This is a genomic window from Gluconobacter albidus (assembly GCF_002723915.1).
GTDB lineage: Bacteria > Pseudomonadota > Alphaproteobacteria > Acetobacterales > Acetobacteraceae > Gluconobacter > Gluconobacter albidus.
The window spans coordinates 1-18181 of record NZ_BEWL01000019.1 but is presented as its reverse complement, the minus strand read 5'-3'; the positions used below and the strand labels follow the sequence as shown (position 1 = coordinate 18181).

General features: G+C 55.9%; 14 protein-coding genes and 2 pseudogenes. 13 read left to right on the top strand and 3 right to left on the bottom strand.

Annotated features, from left to right (window positions below; translation table 11 throughout):
- Nucleotides 1–163 (top strand): annotated as a pseudogene (locus GAL01_RS16215) (IS481 family transposase); the annotation flags it as partial.
- A 12-nt stretch (nucleotides 164–175) separates the two neighbouring features.
- Here the strand turns inward: GAL01_RS16215 and GAL01_RS14565 are convergent.
- Nucleotides 176–1125 (bottom strand): IS630 family transposase gene (locus GAL01_RS14565; RefSeq protein WP_408735350.1). Its coding sequence is split into 2 segments (ribosomal slippage): nucleotides 176–783 and nucleotides 783–1125, totalling 951 coding nucleotides; the frame shifts between segments, so codons are not numbered across the junction.
- Between the two features lie 226 nt (nucleotides 1126–1351).
- Nucleotides 1352–3736: a TonB-dependent receptor plug domain-containing protein gene (locus GAL01_RS14560; protein WP_062027736.1), complete on the bottom strand. Its 2385-nt coding sequence runs from the start codon at nucleotides 3734–3736 to the stop codon at nucleotides 1352–1354.
- 213 nt (nucleotides 3737–3949) lie between these two features.
- On the opposite strand from GAL01_RS14560, the pseudogene GAL01_RS16115 reads away from it, so the two are divergent.
- The 12 genes and pseudogenes from GAL01_RS16115 (at nucleotide 3950) to GAL01_RS14500 (ending at nucleotide 17790) form a co-directional block, all read left to right on the top strand.
- Nucleotides 3950–4731 (top strand): annotated as a pseudogene (locus tag GAL01_RS16115) (IS5 family transposase).
- Nucleotides 4732–4989: 258 nt separating this feature from the next.
- Nucleotides 4990–5697, top strand: coding sequence for a GntR family transcriptional regulator (locus tag GAL01_RS14550; protein WP_231865224.1), 708 nt, complete (start codon nucleotides 4990–4992; stop codon nucleotides 5695–5697).
- A gap of 18 nt (nucleotides 5698–5715) precedes the next feature.
- On the top strand, nucleotides 5716–6576 hold the full coding sequence (locus GAL01_RS14545; RefSeq protein WP_062027728.1) for a sulfurtransferase: 861 nt from the start codon (nucleotides 5716–5718) through the stop codon (nucleotides 6574–6576).
- A gap of 143 nt (nucleotides 6577–6719) precedes the next feature.
- Nucleotides 6720–7874 (top strand): MalY/PatB family protein, encoded by a 1155-nt coding sequence (locus tag GAL01_RS14540; protein WP_062027726.1) that lies wholly within the window; start codon nucleotides 6720–6722, stop codon nucleotides 7872–7874.
- Between the two features lie 44 nt (nucleotides 7875–7918).
- On the top strand, nucleotides 7919–8863 hold the full coding sequence (locus tag GAL01_RS14535) for an ABC transporter ATP-binding protein (RefSeq protein ID WP_255308595.1): 945 nt from the start codon (nucleotides 7919–7921) through the stop codon (nucleotides 8861–8863).
- Nucleotides 8860–9819, top strand: a complete 960-nt coding sequence (locus tag GAL01_RS14530) for an oligopeptide/dipeptide ABC transporter ATP-binding protein (protein WP_082790615.1) — start codon at nucleotides 8860–8862, stop codon at nucleotides 9817–9819. The genes GAL01_RS14535 and GAL01_RS14530 overlap by 4 nt, the downstream gene beginning before the upstream one ends.
- 702 nt (nucleotides 9820–10521) lie before the next feature.
- Nucleotides 10522–12117, top strand: coding sequence for an ABC transporter substrate-binding protein (locus GAL01_RS14525; protein ID WP_062027719.1), 1596 nt, complete (start codon nucleotides 10522–10524; stop codon nucleotides 12115–12117).
- Entirely contained in the window at nucleotides 12117–13130 is a 1014-nt protein-coding gene (locus tag GAL01_RS14520) for an ABC transporter permease (protein ID WP_062027717.1), read from the top strand. The genes GAL01_RS14525 and GAL01_RS14520 overlap by 1 nt, the downstream gene beginning before the upstream one ends.
- Nucleotides 13127–13951, top strand: a complete 825-nt coding sequence (locus GAL01_RS14515) for an ABC transporter permease (protein WP_062027715.1) — start codon at nucleotides 13127–13129, stop codon at nucleotides 13949–13951. The genes GAL01_RS14520 and GAL01_RS14515 overlap by 4 nt, the downstream gene beginning before the upstream one ends.
- 15 nt (nucleotides 13952–13966) lie before the next feature.
- Nucleotides 13967–15358, top strand: coding sequence for an ABC transporter substrate-binding protein (locus tag GAL01_RS14510; protein ID WP_062027741.1), 1392 nt, complete (start codon nucleotides 13967–13969; stop codon nucleotides 15356–15358).
- A 12-nt stretch (nucleotides 15359–15370) separates the two neighbouring features.
- Nucleotides 15371–15757, top strand: a complete 387-nt coding sequence (locus tag GAL01_RS14505) for a VOC family protein (RefSeq protein WP_062027713.1) — start codon at nucleotides 15371–15373, stop codon at nucleotides 15755–15757.
- A 5-nt stretch (nucleotides 15758–15762) separates the two neighbouring features.
- Complete coding sequence (locus GAL01_RS14500) at nucleotides 15763–17790, top strand: formylglycine-generating enzyme family protein (RefSeq protein ID WP_099253366.1); 2028 nt, start codon at nucleotides 15763–15765, stop codon at nucleotides 17788–17790.
- Between the two features lie 14 nt (nucleotides 17791–17804).
- Here GAL01_RS14500 and GAL01_RS15570 read toward each other — a convergent pair whose 3' ends face one another.
- Nucleotides 17805–18059, bottom strand: a complete 255-nt coding sequence (locus GAL01_RS15570; RefSeq protein ID WP_145995656.1) for a hypothetical protein — start codon at nucleotides 18057–18059, stop codon at nucleotides 17805–17807.
- Nucleotides 18060–18181 lie beyond the last annotated feature (122 nt).

Genomic DNA, 18181 nt, shown 5'->3' with positions numbered 1-18181 from the left:
AGTTCTGGGCGGCCTTTCGCCTACCGCCAAAGTCGCCGAGCGCCTCAGGCAGAGACCACGTCTGCGTAATCGAAGCTATAAAACTATGACAGAAGTCAGTATCATGAACGACGTCGATCGTATCATGGTTTACGCCAATGACGTCTCACAACCTGACAGCTAGAGCGTTTTCCTCTCAATCTGGTTCATATCCGGCGGCGGTAAAGAAGTTTGCGCATTCTGTAGGAGTGATCTGATCGATCAATGTGCCGATCCTGTCCCACAAGGCGTCGCGTGTGCGTTCTGCGGCTTTACGGAGATGGGCCTTGAGTTTGGAGAAGGCCTTCTCGATGGGATTGAAGTCCGGGCTGTAGGGCGGGAGATAGCGCACGGTGGCCCCTGCTGCTTCGATGGCGGCCTGAACGCCGAAACCTTTGTGAGAGCCGAGATTGTCCATGATAACAATGTCGCCTGGCCGCAGATCGGGTACCAGCACGCGATCGACATAGGTCTGGAAGCTGCGGCCATTGATCGGACCATCCAGGACCATGGGCGCCACGATGCCGGTCAGTCGCAACCCAGCGATGAACGTCGTGGTTTTCCAGTGACCATGTGGCACGGCGGAACGCAACCTCTGGCCACGTCGACACCGCCCGTAGCGTCTTGCCATATTCGTGGAAGCCCAGGTTTTATCAATGAAGACCAGCCGCGCCGGATCGAGATCGGGCTGGGCATCGAACCACTCCTGCCGTCGTGTCAGGATGTCCGGCCGGTCCTGTTCCGCCGCGTGAGCGGTCTTTTTTTCCATGTAATCTTATGACGCGCGAAGAAACGCCACAGCGTGCCGATTGCAAAATGATGGCCGTCCTCAGCCAGTCGGGCACGGATTTCAGACAGGGTCAGATCGTCCTTCTCCGCGATCAGCGCATGAATACACTCTGCCTGCGCCTCAATCCGGTGAGACAGACGATCCCCGCCACGGGGGCTGGCAGCAGGACTGCCGGTCGTAGCGGCAAGAGCGCACCAGCGAACCGCACTTGCCGGACTGACGCCAAACCGTTCAGCCGCCTGACGCCGCGACAGACCATTCGAAACGGCCGCAACAACACGTTCGCGGAGATCCAGAGACAATGTGCGTGATGACATCCACAGCCGGCCTCCATCCCGGCTGTCATCTTGAATCAGATCACAGCCAATTTGGGAATCCACAACGATTCATTCAGGGCAGAAAACGCTCTAGTGCTCACACCCAGCTTACGACGCATTAATATCTGGGTGGAAAGCCGTTTAGCTGAAGGCCATCAACGGTCCCACACACCGCGAATACATCTACAAAATCTGGACTTCAAGGCCTGAAGTCCAGATTAGATATTCAAAATCTATACGATACGTTCATGTAGTAAAATCCGCCGTTAAAGGCAATTTGTTGTCCGTATCGGTCATATTTGGCTTGCCCATAATAGGTCGCAGCGTAGGGAACTCGTGTTGGATACGTGTTGAACAAGTTATTTGCGCCTGCCGTCACTGTCCAGCGGTTTGCAGGTGCATAAGACACACTCAAATTTGTGATGAATCGAGCATGTGCAGTGTAAGGTGCAAACACGCTGGTCGAGTAGGCATTAGTACCCTGCTGAATCGTCATCTGGTCAAAGATATGACCGTAACGCATTTCGTGCAGGTTGATGTTCCAGCGCCCCTTCGTCCAATTGCCCCCGAAAATCAGAACGTTATGGGGTGCATCGGTGGTTAGATACGCAATCTGCTGAAGGTTCAACAATGAGCGGCCTAGCGTGTTTGTTCCGGTATGGCGGATGCCTGTTTCATTCAGGTTTAAGGCTACGTCGAGGGTAAGTCGGCCATTCTGTTCAAGGTCGATGCGATAATTACCCGTGATATCCACGCCACGTGTGCGAGTGCTTGCCGCGTTGGTCAGGTATGAGGCTGAGACGCCAGAGAGAGAGACGTTGCTAGGCAGCGAACGGCCGTTCGCCTCGAATGCTGCGATAGCCATCGCGCCGCTATACGTCCCACCGTCCATTATGCGGTCTCGGATGTCGAGTTGATAAGCGTCGACGGCGATATCGAGATTGTGCAGCGGATGCAGGACAAACCCTGCGGTGACATTTGTCGAACGCTCGGGTTTCAGATTGTTGGCGCCAAGCAGTCTTGCTCCGGGGGAGCTTGGTGCTAGCTCACCCGTAGCACCTGTCGTCGTGACTGTCGCCGACGTATGGTACTCTTCTGCAAGAGTTGGTGCACGGATCGAATTATTGACGGTACCACGAATACCGAACCATTTCGTAACGTCATAGCGTGCGGCGATCTTGCCGGCCTCGGTATTGCCGAAGTCAGTATAATGCTCGAAGCGGCCGGCCATGTCGACCTGTAGTTTTTTGGTGATATGCGTGGAGATGTCTCCATACACGCCGTATACGACCCGCGAGTGTGTTCCAGCACTCTCTGGTTGAACACCCGGCACAGCCTGCGAACCGCCTAGAGTGTAGGATTCATAGCTGCCTCTACCGATCGAATAGGTTTCAAATCTCTGCTCGGCTCCCAGCGCCACGTTAATCGGGAAAGCCCAGAAGGTCGGCTTGAAACTGCGTTTTACATCGAAATCATTTGTCAGCTGCGTGGAGGCGGAGTCCGTCAGGTGAAAACTTGTGTCCGTAGTGCCGGTTGCCGCGTAGATACCGGTGTTCGCCGATTGCTGCATGCCTATATTGGTGCGATCGCCCCCATAGGTGCTGCTCAGGTCCCAGTTCCACCCGAGAAAGTTTCCGCCGCGCAGACCTACAGTCGCCGCGTAATCGTTTTCGGTGATACCTAGAATGGGGGAGAAGCCATTCGGATAGATTGAGGGTAGCGTGGACGGTAAACGATAGATTTGGAACGTGCTGGCATTACGGTGCGCGTAGGTCAACGTAGTGTACGCCTCGATCCCCGTAGTAATATGGTATCCTGCATTGATCGCGGCGGAAATCCGGTCACTAAGCGGGTCGCCGATCCAGTGGCTGTCCCGCAAGCCTGTGCGTGTGTCCACACCTGTGCGGTCGGTACGTTCACGATGCTGATAACTCAATCCGGCATGTAGCCAGCCCCGGCTTCCCAGAGCGAAGCCATGATCAAAATTCAGGTTCTCGGTAAAACCGTCACCAGCACTATAGGCACCTGCCTCGTCCGATATGGCGCCTCCATGATCAGCGCTTTTCAGAATGATATTAATGACACCCGCCACCGCATCTGAACCGTATTGCGCCGAAGCACCGTCGCGCAGCACTTCGATGTGATCGATCATCGACATCGGGATCATATCAATGTCTACCGGCGTCGATCCGCGGAACGGGCCCGCATCTGTTTGAATATTGGTTGTGGTATGGCGTCGCTTTCCATTCACCAAGATCAGCGTCTGATTCGGGCTTAGTCCACGCAGGCTAATCGAATCCGTCAGAGCACCAACGGTTGTCCCTTGCGTCTGATGATTTACAGAAGGCAGCAACTGCATCAATGCGTCGCGTACGTTCGTCTGACCCGTGCGGGCCAACTCTCGAGCGGAGATCACGTCGATCGGGTTAAGGCTCTCGCGTGCCTTTTTCCCTGTCTCGCGGGTGCCGGTAACAATTACGGCTTCCTCGGCAGGATTTTCGTAAACTGGCTTTGTGGTCACCTGCGTACTTTGTGCTCTCGCTTTCGCGGCAGGAAGGGCAGCGAGAGCGGTAAACGCTAGGAAGCCGAAACGTCTGGATGCCGCAACCATGATAAAATACCTACTATTTCACGTGGAATATGTCTGGTGATATACCAAAACGTATATCCAAAAAAATATCAATGGGTGAAGCGATATAATACAAACCACCATACACGATAGTTTGTTGCAATTTGATTAGGTCGCGTTGATAAAAGGTCTATACGATCAGCCTGAGATCTGATTCACAGCTTGCTTCAACGCAGACGGTACGGTGGAGCGGGCATGGCACGAGGTGATCTGACGGATCAGGAATGGGCGATAATTGGTCCGCTTCTGCCGCCTGAGCGCGGACGTTGGGCTCGACCAACTGGAAACAACCGCCTGTTTCTCAATGGTATGCTGCATGTTCTGCGCACAGGCTGTCCGTGGCGGGACATGCATGAGCGCTATGGCAAATGGAACTCGTTCTATGTCAGGTTCCGGCGTTGGGCTGAACAGGGGGTATGGGATGCCCTGCTACAAACCCTGGTGGACCTGGGTCTGAGTGATGACTGGCAGCATATGGTCGACAGCACCGTAGTCCGCGCCCACTCCCAGGCAACGGGCGCAAAAGGGGGGCTCATTCGGAGGGTTTTGGTCGATCACGCGGCGGCTTTACGAGCAAAATCCATGCCCGATGTGACAATCAGGGATGTCCTCTTGGCTTTGTCCTTACCGGAGGCCAGGTCTCGGACTACAAAGCCACAGACGCCCTGATGAAGCTGTCTGTCCCGATCCCCAAAGCCATGCTGGCTGATCGGGGCTATGACAGTGACAGCTTCCGCCAGGATCTGCTGATCCACGGGATCCTGCCGGTTATTCCATCGCGCAAAAGCCGCAGTGCTCCACAGAAAACAGACTGGCGGCGTTACAGGGAGCGCAACCGCATCGAACGGATGTTCAACAAACTCAAGCAGATGCGCCGTATCGCGACGCGCTACGACAAGACCGCCTTGTCCTTCATGAGTTTCCTCAATCTCGCCGCCGCAAGGCTCTGGATCAGATCTTTTGTCAACGCGACCTAGATTACCCACCTGCATTGAGTGTGTAGCATTTCCAATACGCTGTCTTTTTGGGAAACAAGAGCGCGGTCATGGTTGGCGAAAATAGATGCGCCTACCGCATGCACCCAACTCGAGCTCGAACAAAAGGGCGCTCGTATACAACTCGATTCTGCCACCAGTTGCGTTGATATACCAATAGAAATATCTTAGGGTACACTTCTGCTGCGCGGATTACAGTTCTATTAATCCAGGGCCGTGATCCTGATGAAAGGCTAGTCGTTGACCAAGATCGCTTTGAGCTCATTGCCCCGCGTAGGGTCACGCCGAGAACCCTCACTTACAGATCAGGTTTACGCAATGCTGCGGCGGGAAATCATCACCTGTCAGCTTGCGCCTGATAGTGACGTGTCGGAACTAGAGCTTGCCGAGCGGTTAGGCACTAGCAAAACCCCTATTCGGGAAGCGCTTGCGCGATTGTCTATGGACGGGTTTTTGGAAGTCTTCCCGCGTCGTGGGTATCGTATCCGTCCTGTCACGATTAAAGATATCAATGATCTCTTCGCGGTTCGCTCCGTTTTAGAACAAACCGCCGCATCCCTGGCCGCTCGTAATATGACGGAAGAAGACTTCGATCTTCTGGCCGAACTGGCTCGGACATCATACAGTGTACAAGAAGAAAACAGCATTGATTATTTTATCGATGCCAATCGCCAATTCCACATCGCGATTGCCAAAGGCTCCAGAAATCCACGATTAATTTCGATTATTATTAATCATCTTGAGGAAAGCGAGCGCTTTTTCCACATGGGTGTCCGTCAACGAGACATCAATACAGAAACCAATCAAGAGCACACGCAAATCGTGGACGTTCTTCGTGGTCGTGAGTCTGGCTATGCTGGAAAAATTATGGCCAAGCATATTGAAAGTACTCGTGCTGGCCTCACGGCAGCCATTCTCAACGACCACTCTTCGTCTGTGATACTCTGACAAGACCTTAGGAGCGTTATGTTTACCGATCGCCGCGAAGACGTTCTGATTTCTGCTTCTACTCTGGCCCAGCTCTTGGAAGCGGATCAAGCGCTATTCGTGCTGGCGATCAGGTCGCCTGATACGACTTGTCCGCGCCCATTCGAGAGTGCGCCAAGACTGCCGGGTGCGCAGGACGCTGACATGACGGTGGATTTCGCCGCCCCCTCTCACCCGCAGCACGGTTCACGGCCATTGCCGGACGTCGCAATGCTTCAGGAGACGGTACGTCGATTGGGGTTGTGTAAAGATCGCCTTGTCGTCGTCTACGATCATGACGGGAATTTATTGGCTGCACGTGTATGGTGGGTGCTGCGTTGGGCGGGCTTCGAGCGTGTTGTGATGCTCGATGGTGGCTTTGCGGCCTGGGCCTCGGCCGGAGGGCCTATTGTCACGGAGGTACCCCCGCCGCCCGCTTCGAGTAATGTTTCGGTGCATCCGGGTGGCATGCCAGAACTCGATGCGGATTCGGCGGCTCGACTGGCACGAACAGGCGTGTTGCTGGACACACGCATCGCGCCGAACTATTGCGGTGGGGATGTGCCTGCGGGCTCGCCCGCGCGCGGCCATATTCCGGGGGCGGTCAATGTTCCAGCGCCCGACAACCTCACGCCAGACGGCCATTTTTCCGATTTTGTCACCCTTCGATCGCTCTACACCGCGACCGGTGCGGATGGCAGTCGACCCGTAGGTGTTTATTGCGGGGCAGGCGTGTCGGCGGCACATACGGTGGCGGCACTGATGATGCTCGGGATTGACGCGCCCATGTATGCTGGTTCGTGGTCGGCTTGGAGTGCTGACCCGTGCCGCCCTGTGGCCATTGGTCCAGAACCTGGCTGATTGGCCGTGAAGTGTCATGCTTTGATCTATGGAAACCGGAACGGAGCAACTTTGGATCCCATATAACCAGAAACACGGGGACGCTGTTAATCTCCTTAGTTTGTTACTTCATCTAGCCTGAGACTCAAAAAAAAGCATAATACATGACATTCGATTTTGACGCGATAGTGGATCGCCGCAGCACAGGCAGCAACAAATGGACGCGCTATCCTGCCGACGTTCTGCCCATGTGGGTGGCGGATACAGATTTCGTAGTGGCACCAGCGATTGTCGATGCCATCCGCAAACGCGCCGCACATCCTGTTTTCGGATACGCCGTGGCGCAGGACACCCTGCGTGCGCAGATCGTCACGGAACTGCGCACCCGTTTCGACTGGGAGATCAGTCCAGCCGATATTGTGCTGTTGCCGGGGGTGGAGCCGGGCTTTAACATGGCGATGAAGGCCTTTCTCCATCCTGGCGATTCCATCGCAGTTCAGACGCCGATATACCGACCGGTTCTTCGCGCGCCTGGCCACTGGGGCCTCACGCGACGTGATATCCGCCTCGATCCGAACGCATCGGGCGAGTGGGCTATCGATCTTGCGCACTTCGACGCGCAAATGGCTGGTGTCCGCGCATTCCTGCTGTGTAATCCGCATAACCCGTCTGGGAAAGTTTACACCCGGCAGGAGCTTTTGGGGATTGCCGACATCTGCACACGACGGGATGCGCTAATCATTTCGGACGAAATTCATAGCGATCTGGTGTTTGATGGACGAACCCACACGCCGATCGCCAGCCTGTCTCATGACATCGCGCGGCGTACCATTACCCTGATGGCCGCAAGCAAGACATACAATATTGCCGGTTTGAAAACCGCTTTTGCAATTATAACCGATCCAAATATCCGTGCTCGGTTCGAGGCACATCGTCTTGGTATGGTCGATAGCGTCAATCTGTTCGGTTTGGTAGCCACAGAGGCCGCTCTGGCGGGAGGGGCTGAATGGCGCGACGCGCAGCTTGCTTATCTGCAGGCCAATCGCGACGTTCTTGTCGATACGATCCGCACGACACTGCCCGGTATCACGGTCCATGCGCCACAGGCTACTTTTCTCGCGTGGCTCGACTGTTCGGCGCTGAAATTAGATGAAGAGCCGCAAGCTTTTTTTCTGCGTGAGGCCAAAGTCGCGCTGAGCGCGGGGTCCGAATTTCACGAGACCGAAACGCAGGACTTTGTCCGTCTGAATTTTGGCTGCACACGGGCAACCCTGCTTCAGGGATTGGACCGCATGCGGCAGAGCCTTCAGCGCCGCTGATGCAACCACGCTCACCTTCTGATCCTAGGGTAGCGGTTCTGGACGTGGCCGCCCTAACGGTTACAACGCCAGACAACTCCATTGTAATCGTGAACGACCTCACCTTGCAGGTGGCTGCAGGAGAAATGCTGGCGCTGCTAGGGGAATCCGGTTGCGGCAAAAGCATGACGTCGTTGGCACTGATGCGGTTGACGAATGGGCTGAATACCAGTGGCCGTATCACCCTACTGGGTCGGGATATAGCGACTACGCCGGAGAAAGCGATGTCCGCGATCCGTGGTCGCGAGATGGCGATGATTTTCCAAAACCCGATGTCGGCGCTTAATCCGGTACGCAGTGTCGGTCGGCAGATTTCGGAAACAGTGCGCCGTCATATGGGCCTGTCGCGCAAGGCTGCTCGACAGCGTGCGATTGCACTGCTTGAGGAAGTCGGACTGGCTGACCCAGTTCGTTGTTACGACGCCTATCCGCACGAGTTATCGGGTGGGATGTGTCAGCGTGTGATGATTGCGATGGCTATTTCCTGTGATCCGATCTTACTAATTGCCGATGAGCCGACAACGGCGTTGGACGTGACGATCCAGAAGCAGATTATGGATCTACTGCATATCCTCAAGGTCAGGCGTGGCATGGGGATATTGATGATAACGCACGATCTGGGGGTGGTTGCGACGTATGCCGATCGGGTGGCCGTGATGTATGCGGGGCGTCTGGTCGAACAGGCTGATGTGCATACGCTGTTTTCGATCCCCCGCCATCCTTATACGCGCGGCTTGATGGATTCTATGCCGGATCTGGAGGATGCGTCAGATCTATTCTACGCTATTCCCGGCACAGTTCCTGAACTGCGTGCCTTGCCGCCAGGATGTAGTTTTGCACCGCGCTGCACCCGTGCCGATACGAACTGCACGCACGCTTTCCCGGGGCACACTACTTTCGGCGCAAATAGCTTTGTCTGCTGCTTTCATCCAGTGGAGGCGGCAACGTGACAGCTCTCCTACGGTTCGACGCCGTTACAAAGTCATACGGTCGACCGTCGCTCGTCCCGTGGCAACAATCCGGGGTGACCCCGGTTCTGCACGGCATCTCGCTGTCTGTCGCGCGGGGAGAGATCGTTGGAATTGTGGGTGAAAGCGGTAGCGGGAAATCCACTTTGGGTCGCATGGCGCTACGTCTTGTCTCACCGACGAGCGGGCGTGTGTTCTTTGATGGGCACGATATCACTGCGATGTCGGAACGTCAGTTCCGCCCGTTCCGGTCGCGGGTGCAGATGATTTTCCAGGATCCGCATAACTCTCTGGATCCCGCAATCAGTATCGGAGCTTCGGTCGCCGAAGCAATTGAGTCGACGCAACCCGGTCTGTCACAGGCTGAGCGAGATGAGCGCGTGGCGGCGCTTTTGCAGCAGGTAGGGCTGAATCCGTTAGCTGCCGGGCGTCGACCGCACGCGTTCTCCGGTGGTCAGAAGCAGCGCGTCGGGATCGCTCGCGCTCTGGCGACGAACCCGGATCTGATTGTGGCGGATGAAGCGGTTTCGGCGCTAGATGTTTCGGTGCAGGCTCATATTCTTAATCTTATGCGTGATCTTCGTGAGCAGTTAGGATTAGCGTATCTGTTCATTGCACATGACCTCGCCGTCGTGAGGCGCGTCAGCCATAGAGTCGCCGTTTTATATCGTGGCCGCATTGTGGAGTCCGGATGTCGCGACGCGCTGTTCGACACGCCGCTGCACCCATACACACGAATGCTACTGCGCTCTGTCCCGCGCGCACGCCCGTTGTCGGAACTTGCTGCGCCGGCCGCTCCAATGGACCCGGTTCAGACTTTCGCGGGCTGTCCGTTTTATGCGCGTTGCGCGGAGCGTCTGGATATATGCCGGCACGTTGACCCGCCAGCCCGCACGATGGCTCCGGGGCGCGAGGTCGCCTGTCATGCGGCGTGGTGACCGGCCCTGTTTGACGGGTGCTGCCTTGACTGTCTGGCTCATCCGTTCCGCCCGACTGTTCGGCTATGTATGATTGGATTTCGTCAGACGATGTTCGATCCCATGGCTTCACAGATCCTGTCGAAGCGCGTGGAACGAGACTAGGCTGTATTGCGATTACAGGGTTATTCGGTGACGTGGATTCCATCGCTTGATCAGAACGGTACGGATCCGGAGATGGTCGAGAAACTTCCACGCAGTCATCCAGTGGTAGCAACGTATGGCGTCCAAACGTTACATCTGTTTTACGGAATTGAAGGATTTGCTCCGACTGTCCGACGTGGTGGTACTTCATCGCTCCTAACGCCCGGACACGATCAACGACGAATTACTGTGTGATGTCTGGCCGAGTATCGTGTTGATCAGTACGGAGCTGCTGGCCTAGTTGATCTTCACGCACTGGATTACACAGTTCTGTCACTTCTGCGCATCGTTTTGACTTTCCATTGGGGCGGCACGATGCGGGTCGATTGCGGGCGATGTTGTGTTTGTGCGCCCGTCAGATCATTGATTGGCTGGCGGCCAGTACGTCGTCCCCTATCATGGAGTAGCGCCACAGGGTTCAAAGCGAGTGGCGGGAAATTGACCCGTAAGGTCGCCCTGATATATTAGATAGAATATTAGTCGTTTCCTGCTTCTTTTTTAGACGGAGCCTCAAAATCCATGGCTGTTCCGCTTCGTCTCTGCCGCCGTGCGGTTCTGGTTTCGGGTCTCGGTATGGGGACATCCGCCGTCCTCGACGTGGCGTTTGCCAGTGCGCAGCCCTCACGCGACGATATTCTTGTTGTGGCGATCGGTTCCGATCCTGTCGGGCTGGAGCCCGCAGACAATCGAGCGGAACCAATTGGGAGCGAGATTATCCTGAATGTGTTCGACTCTTTGGTGGCATGGGCGTCGGACAAGGATGCCGAGCCTGAAGGTCGACTGGCGGAACGTTGGCAAGTTTCCAATGACGGGACCCGCTATAGCTTTGTCCTACGCGAGGGGGTGACGTTCCATGATGGCACGCCTCTGGACGCGGAAGCCGTTCGGTTTTCCCTCGAACGTACACGGCGGCTAAATCCCTACATGCGTGCAAGTCTGGACGCGCTGCGGCTGATCAAGGTGACCGGACCCCTGACGTTGGATTTCGAATTATTCCGCCCGGTCCCATTCTTTTTGTCGTTGCTGGCCCAGCCGCAGAGTGGGATCGTCAGTCCCACGGCGGTCCGGACGATGGGCCGGGATTTTTCCACCCGACCAGTCGGAACCGGTGCCTTTCGCGTGGACCGTTACGTGCCGGATGTCGGGCTGACGCTGTCGAAAAATCCTACTTATTTCCGTGGAGCGGCTCGACTCTCATACCTCGTGTATCGCGTGATCGCTGATGCCTCCACGCGCAGGCTTGAGCTGGAGCGCGGCGAGATCGACGTCTGCCAGCAGAATGCGCAGTTATCGTCATTACCTATGGCCGACATACTGTCCTTCCGACGTGATCCTGATATTCAGGTGATCGAGGTCTCCAGTCAGATTATGCGTCAGCTGGAATTTAATAATCGGGCCACTGGGCGGCCTGTGGCCGATCTGCGAGTGCGTCAAGCGATTGCCCACGCGATCGATTATGACGAACTGATAGACGGCGTTTTGGCCGGAACTGTCGATCGCGCCTTCGGTCCGTTGCCAGGCAGCAATTGGGCGTTTGATCCTGCTATGCGTGACCTTGCCCCTCGGTTCGATCCGGCTCGGTCTGTTGCTCTACTGTCTGAAGCGGGTTTCGGGCCAGGTGCGCTGCACATCACTTTGTATACGTTTGAGGGAACATTCTGGGCCACGGTCGCGACATTTCTTCAATCTAATCTGGCTGCTGTCGGGATTGAGGCCACCATCGAACAGATGGAATTCCCATCTTTGCGCGCTGTGCATGTGGCCGGGCGTTTCGATACGGCTCTCGACGGGCGGGAGCCTTGGTATAACGATCCAGATGCCCATATCACGATCGGCTATCTCTCCACACTTGCCGAAACCGCTATGACATTTCGCATGCCTGCTTCTACCACCATGGATGGGCTGATCCTGCACGCGCAGGCTGAGACCGATCCGGCACGGCGCAAAGCACTTTACGCGACGCTCCAGGCGAGACTTCTGGCGCGCTTGCCCGCCGTGTATCTGTTTACTAATAAGGTGATCGTGTTCGCGCGGCGGGAGGTGCGAGGGTTGGTGATCAAGGCCACACCGCCGCTAACTGAATACTGGAGTGTTTTCAAAGAAGGTGGGTCGTGATGAGCGCTTATATATTGCGCAGGATCATGGCCATGGTTCCTGTTCTGGGACTGGTGTTGCTGATCGTGTTTGGTCTGACGCGGATGATTCCCGGCGATCCGGCGATCACCTTGCTGGGCCCCGGGGCCACTAATGCCCAGATCAGTGCGTTGCGCCACGAACTGCGTCTTGATCGACCAACCACATTGCAGTTCTTCGATTATGTCGGGGGGCTGGCGCGCGGTGATCTCGGGACTTCGATCCGTACCGGGCGTCCGGTCGTTGACGCGTTGGCCGCTCGTCTGCCAGCGACGATAGAACTGGCCATGGTAGCATTCGTACTTGCCGTGACGATCGGTGTTCCTGCGGGCGTTATGGCCGCGCGGCGGCCGGGTGGCGTTATGGATGGTGCGTTACAGTTCTTTTCGTTGTGCGGGGTGTCAATTCCGGCATTCTTGCTGGCTTTCGGCTTGCAGTATGTGTTCAGTGCCTGGCTGGGGTGGCTGCCCGTTGCGGGACGATCCAGCGCGTTCATGATCGATGATGGACGCAGTGGTTTCCTGTTGATCGACAGTCTTCTTGGGTGCAATTTTGTCGCCTTTACCGATTTGCTTGGGCATATCATCCTCCCGGCGACGGTGCTGGCCTCGTTTCTGACCGCCATGCTCGGTCGTTTTCTGCGCAATGTGATGATCGAGACGCTGTCGGAAGATTATATCCGAACGGCGCGGGCAAAAGGCATGAACGAGAGGCAGATCCTGCTGAACCATGCGCTTCCGAATGCCGTAGGACCGGCCATTATGATTCTTGGGGTGCAGTTCGGTGATATGCTTGGAGGCGCGATCCTGACCGAGACCGTGTTTTCATGGCCGGGGATTGGCCGGTATGTGTTCGAAGCCATTCGGGACCGTGATTATCCTGTCATTCAAAGCACGACGCTGGTCTTCGCCATTATTTTCATGACTGTATCCCTTGGCGCCGATGTCCTGAGCGCCTGGATCGACCCCCGGTTGCGGCGAGAGCGTGCACGATGACCCGTTTTTTTCAACATATGCTTGTCCATCGCGGGGGACGCGCGGGAGTTGCCATCCTGGGCATCATGCTCATTCTGATGACGATCGCGCCGCTGGTGACATCGGGCGTCCCTGACCATATGGACGTACCTCGGATGTTGCAAGCTCCTAGCCTGACGCATCCTTTAGGCACGGACCTATTTGGTCGGGATGTGTTGACGCGTACCTTGTATGGCGGTCGTCATACGCTGGCGATCGGGTTAGGGGTGGTGACCATAGCTTTTATCGTCGGGGTGGGAGTGGGGACAGTAGCTGGCTTTCGCGGTGGCCTGTTCGATGCTGTGTCGATGCGCATCGTAGACGCGGTGCTCAGCTTTCCGGCGCTTGTCCTGGCAATCGCGCTGGCCGCGGCCCTTGGGCCGGGACTACTGGATGCGATGCTGGCGATTTCTATCACGATGATACCTCAATTCGCCCGTCTGTCGCGGCGTCAAGCTCAGCACGTTTCGGGAATGCTATATGTCGAAGCCGCGCGCGTTCTGGGGGTTGGGGGACTGCGGATCATGGTGCGCCACGTGTTGCGCAACGGTATCTCGCCGATGCTGACACTGGCATCGCTGTCGGTGGGATCGGCGATTCTCCAAGTGTCCAGCCTGGGTTTTCTTGGCTTGGGGGCACAACCGCCGTCAGCAGAATGGGGCGCTGATATTGCGGCTAATCTGGACTATGTCCGCGTCGCTCCTTGGGTGTTGATGAGTGCGGGTGCGGCCATCATGCTGACTGTTCTTTCATTCAATCTGATCGCCGATGCGATGTCAGACTATCTCAATCCGAATGCGTGAGCGGTGGACGATCAAATGAGCACCCCGTATTTTAATGACGTGCATATCGTGCAGGAAAAGGTAGACTTCCTGCCAGCGAGCCGGGTTACCGACGACCGCAGCATCCTCACGCTTAAATCTCTTGTTATGGAACCGCTTTGCGCGTGGACCGATGGGTATGTCGGAGCCGCTTTATTCGGGCGCTGGGAGGTGGATGAGAGCGGCTGTGTTTGGCATTTTCATCTTCGTTCCGATCCTGTCTTTCACGATGGGCATCGCTGCACGGCCCAGGATGTCGTCGACTTCTTGGAGGCGATAAGCAACTCGGTCGATACGTTCGGCATGAAGTGGTCCTATGCCAGATACTTCGCCCATGTGCAGTTCGCTGCGATTTCTGAGACGACGTTGTGCGTGACCACTGCACGTTCCATGGGCGATCTGCCCGAAATTTTCACGGAGTTCTATCTGTCTCGCATTGATTGCGAGGGAAATGCGACGATCGGTAGCGGCCAATATCGTGTGGAGGCGTTCACGCGCGGGCAATCGGTTCGGTTGAGTCATGCCAATGGGCGTAGAGTGAGAATAGAGGCTCTGCCGAACGCGGAGGCGCGTCTGGCAGAGGTCACAGCAGGGCGTGTGGATGTTGCATGTCAGCTCGACTGTTTGGAAAATCTGCCGCGCCGGGAGGGAGCGGCGCTGCAGTGGGTTCATGCTACGCATTGCCTGTCGGTAATGGCGTATCTGAATTGCGCGCGCGGGTTTTTTAGGTCGGAAGTGGCGCGTCGGGCGGTGAATTTAGCGATCGACAGGCGGCATCTTTGTCAGCAGGTTTATGATGGTTTGGCGTGTCCAGCGGCGACGGTCGTAAGCCCCTGGCACTGCGGGGCGTCGCAGGCCGGGCTTCGTGCGATCGACTACGATCCGGATGCGGCGCGAGAGATGCTCCGTACGCTCGATTGTCGTGAGGAACTCGCCCTGTGTAGCCCGACATATATGCCTGAGCATGCCCTCAAGATCGCGAACTTTATCCAGGACTCTCTTCAGCAGGTTGGTTTGAAGGTGCGCGTCGATGTTGATGATGACAGGCCAGCCTATGCACGCAAAATAGGATGTAAAGAAATGGGCGATATCGCGATATTTGACTCGTCGCCGCATAGTACGTTTCGTATCCTCAATGACAAGATCAGTAGTTCAAGCCGGGGTGTATGGTGGCAAGGCTATGATGATGCTGCGCTTGAAAGACTGATTACTGAGGCGAACGAGACAGTCGATCCAGAGCACCGGGCTGTGGCCTATGGCCGGTGCCTGTCTATGCTGCAGACCAATCCAGCATGGCTATATCTGGTTCATCCCGAGACGTTGGTGGCCGCACGTTCAGGACTGAACGGATTATCAGTGGACCACAAGGGTATTTTGCATTTCGCGTAGAAGGTTTTGTTTATGAAGAAAGACTATAGCATTACTTTTTTTTATTACGAGAATATGACGTCAGTCATCCCGTTTTATGAGGAGGTGTTGGGCTTCGAGCTGGTTTTGGATCAGGGCATGGCGCGCATTTACCGTGTGGGAGCAGGAAGTTACTTTGGGATTGTCGACGGCAATCGCGGTCACTTGCAGCATCAGCCGCGTAGCGCGGTATTGCTGACCATCGTTGCTAAGGATGTAGAAGGCTGGCACGCTCGCATGGTGTCAGTCGGCGCTAGCGGCGTAGGCGAGATTCAAAAAGGCCGGTTTTGCGAGCATTTCTTTTTTGAAGACCCTGCCGGTTATGCGATTGAAATCCAGCGCTTTCATGACCCCTCGGTGGCAGCACTGTTTCAGGCGTGACATTTATGAGCAATCTGTATGTCGGGGCACGGGACCTGATCAGCCGTTTTGGAGATCAGCCTCTGGTCTGGAAGGCGGACGGGACGTCTCTCGCCGTGCATCAGGCGTATATCCCGCTGCTGGTCAGTTACACGCAAGAGGATATGGAAGCCAAAGGCCTTCGTAGGCTTGAGGATCCGACTGCGCCTCGTCCACCGGTTCACTTTACGGCCTTGGAAATGGTGGCCAAGGAACGCGGCTGCCTTCTGTTTGGAGATACAGGTTCTGGGAAAACAAGTTTTTCTCTTGATTTGGCTCTTAATCTCGCGGGAGCGTCTGTTAGGGACAGTCGCTATGGTCTGGCGGCGCTTACGCGGACCGTAGCGCGTAACGCGGAGGGTATCCGTCAGCAGGAAAAATGGATAGGTCCAGCCCCTATGCCGGTTCTCTGCCGCCTCGACAATGGCCAGAACTGCGAGGAAGTGCTCAGTACTTTAGCCGATAAAGGCCTTCTGGAGACGAACACTCTTCTGATTTGTGATGGACTTGAAAAATGTTCTGATCCTGAGTCATTTCTTCGAGCTGCCGCAGGTCTGTTGAGTATGCACTCTACGCTACGGGTAGTCGTTCTGGCAGATGGCTATTTATGCCGAGGTCTGTCCGTTCCAGATGCGTTTGCGCCGTTCTCCCTGATTGGCCTGAACCGCCAACAGAAGGTCGACGCATTGTCCTGGTATGGGTGTCGGGCGGAGCCGGACATCATGCCCGCGCGTCCAGATCTGTTCGTTGCCGCGGCGGCAGTCGGCCAGATAAATGGTGACGATCCGATCACGATCGTGGACGCATGGTTAAGTGCTCAGTCGACCGAACGTCGGCTAGCCTTAACGTCCGCGGCTTTATCTGATGGGCCGTCAGCTAACCCGGACAGGCTGATCACCTCGGAATTTGCGCGAACCGCGCTGTTTCCTGTATTGGCCGCAAGAGCGTTTTCTATGCTCCCAGAGCACGACGTTATGGCTCGTATCGCGCACGCTCCGATCCGTTGGCGATCAATGATTCCATTTCTCACAGATATCCTGCATCAACGTGGTGAGCAGACGACGGAGCTGGCGCGGGGGTTGCTTGAACTGTCTGACCCTTGGGCGATCGGGGCGCTATCAGGAGCGGCACTCTGCCTGAATTTGACGAAAGACGACGATCTAACTTCGTTAGCACGACGCGCACTTGTCACGACGATTGAGCGGAGCGGCATTACGCTGGTGTTGCGCGATCAGGCAGCACGATACCTCGCCATGCTTGGTGACCCGCGTACGTTAGACGCATTGATCGCAGTACCGGCAGGATGGAGCGTCATCGGGTCGGACACCCATCCGAATTCACAGCCGGTGCATACCGTTACGCTGGCGGCATATCGTATTAGTCAGTATCCCGTGACAGTGGCGGCATATGGAGTATTTGTACGTGAGACAGGGCGTGCGTGGCATTCGCCCGATGCCCTAAGGGCTGATCGCACGAATGCTCCTGCGACGGATCTTACGTGGTATGATGCTTGTGAGTATTGTATATGGCTGACGCGGCGCTGGCGTGCGGAGGGCCATATAGCACCCAACGATGTTGTACGACTCCCCACTGAAACGGAATGGGAGCGCGCTGCACGGGGGGATCAGCCAGACGTGTCGGGCGACGTCCTGTATCCTTGGATGGGACCATGGATGCAGGGAAGGGCAAATTCCGGTGAATTGGGTCTGAATAATCCGGTCGCCGTCGGGCTATGCCCTGACGGGCGTTCGCCATATGGCATCGATGACATGGTGGGGAACATCTGGGAGTGGACAACGACGTTATGGGGATCGGATATGGCGTCACCGGATTTCGCCTATCCATATCGCGACGATGGGCGCGAGGCGCTTTATGCGGACGTCTCGATCCGACGCGTTTTACGGGGTGGCTGTTTTTCCAGTAATCGCATGAAAGCTTGTTGTACCTATCGCGGCAGTCTTGAGCCTAACGGATTCTGGCGTGGAAACGGTTTTCGTGTCGTGGTGTCATCATAGCGTCTAGCAGACAGTCAGGTAAGGATTTTGGCCCCGGTCTGATCGTCCTTCTGGGCAATCATCAACGCATTAACATGCTCTGCTTGCACCTCAATCTGATGAGACAGTCGATCCCCCGAAGCACTCTGGCAGTAGTACTGCGGGTTGGTGCAGCAAGAGCGCAACGTACTTACGCCAAACCGTGCCGCAACCTGACGACGCGACGGACCGGTCGATACAGCCGTGACAACATGCTCGCGAAGATCCAGAGACAATGTAAATGATGACATCCAGAACCGTCCTCATTCCGGCTGATACTTTTGAATCAAATCACGACGTCACTGGGAAACCCCCACGATTCATTCAGCCCAAAAAACGGCTTAAATACAGACCAATGATAAAATATTGATCC

Bases quoted from the DNA above. Each gene is read 5' to 3' on its own strand.
- GAL01_RS14560 (WP_062027736.1), bottom strand. From the start codon at position 3,736: ATGGTTGCGGCATCCAGACGTTTCGGCTTCCTAGCGTTTACCGCTCTC.
- GAL01_RS14545 (WP_062027728.1), top strand. From the start codon at position 5,716: ATGTTTACCGATCGCCGCGAAGACGTTCTGATTTCTGCTTCTACTCTG.
- GAL01_RS14540 (WP_062027726.1), top strand. From the start codon at position 6,720: ATGACATTCGATTTTGACGCGATAGTGGATCGCCGCAGCACAGGCAGC.
- GAL01_RS14525 (WP_062027719.1), top strand. From the start codon at position 10,522: ATGGCTGTTCCGCTTCGTCTCTGCCGCCGTGCGGTTCTGGTTTCGGGT.
- GAL01_RS14520 (WP_062027717.1), top strand. From the start codon at position 12,117: ATGAGCGCTTATATATTGCGCAGGATCATGGCCATGGTTCCTGTTCTG.
- GAL01_RS14515 (WP_062027715.1), top strand. From the start codon at position 13,127: ATGACCCGTTTTTTTCAACATATGCTTGTCCATCGCGGGGGACGCGCG.
- GAL01_RS14510 (WP_062027741.1), top strand. From the start codon at position 13,967: ATGAGCACCCCGTATTTTAATGACGTGCATATCGTGCAGGAAAAGGTA.
- GAL01_RS14505 (WP_062027713.1), top strand. From the start codon at position 15,371: ATGAAGAAAGACTATAGCATTACTTTTTTTTATTACGAGAATATGACG.
- GAL01_RS14500 (WP_099253366.1), top strand. From the start codon at position 15,763: ATGAGCAATCTGTATGTCGGGGCACGGGACCTGATCAGCCGTTTTGGA.
- GAL01_RS15570 (WP_145995656.1), bottom strand. From the start codon at position 18,059: ATGTCATCATTTACATTGTCTCTGGATCTTCGCGAGCATGTTGTCACG.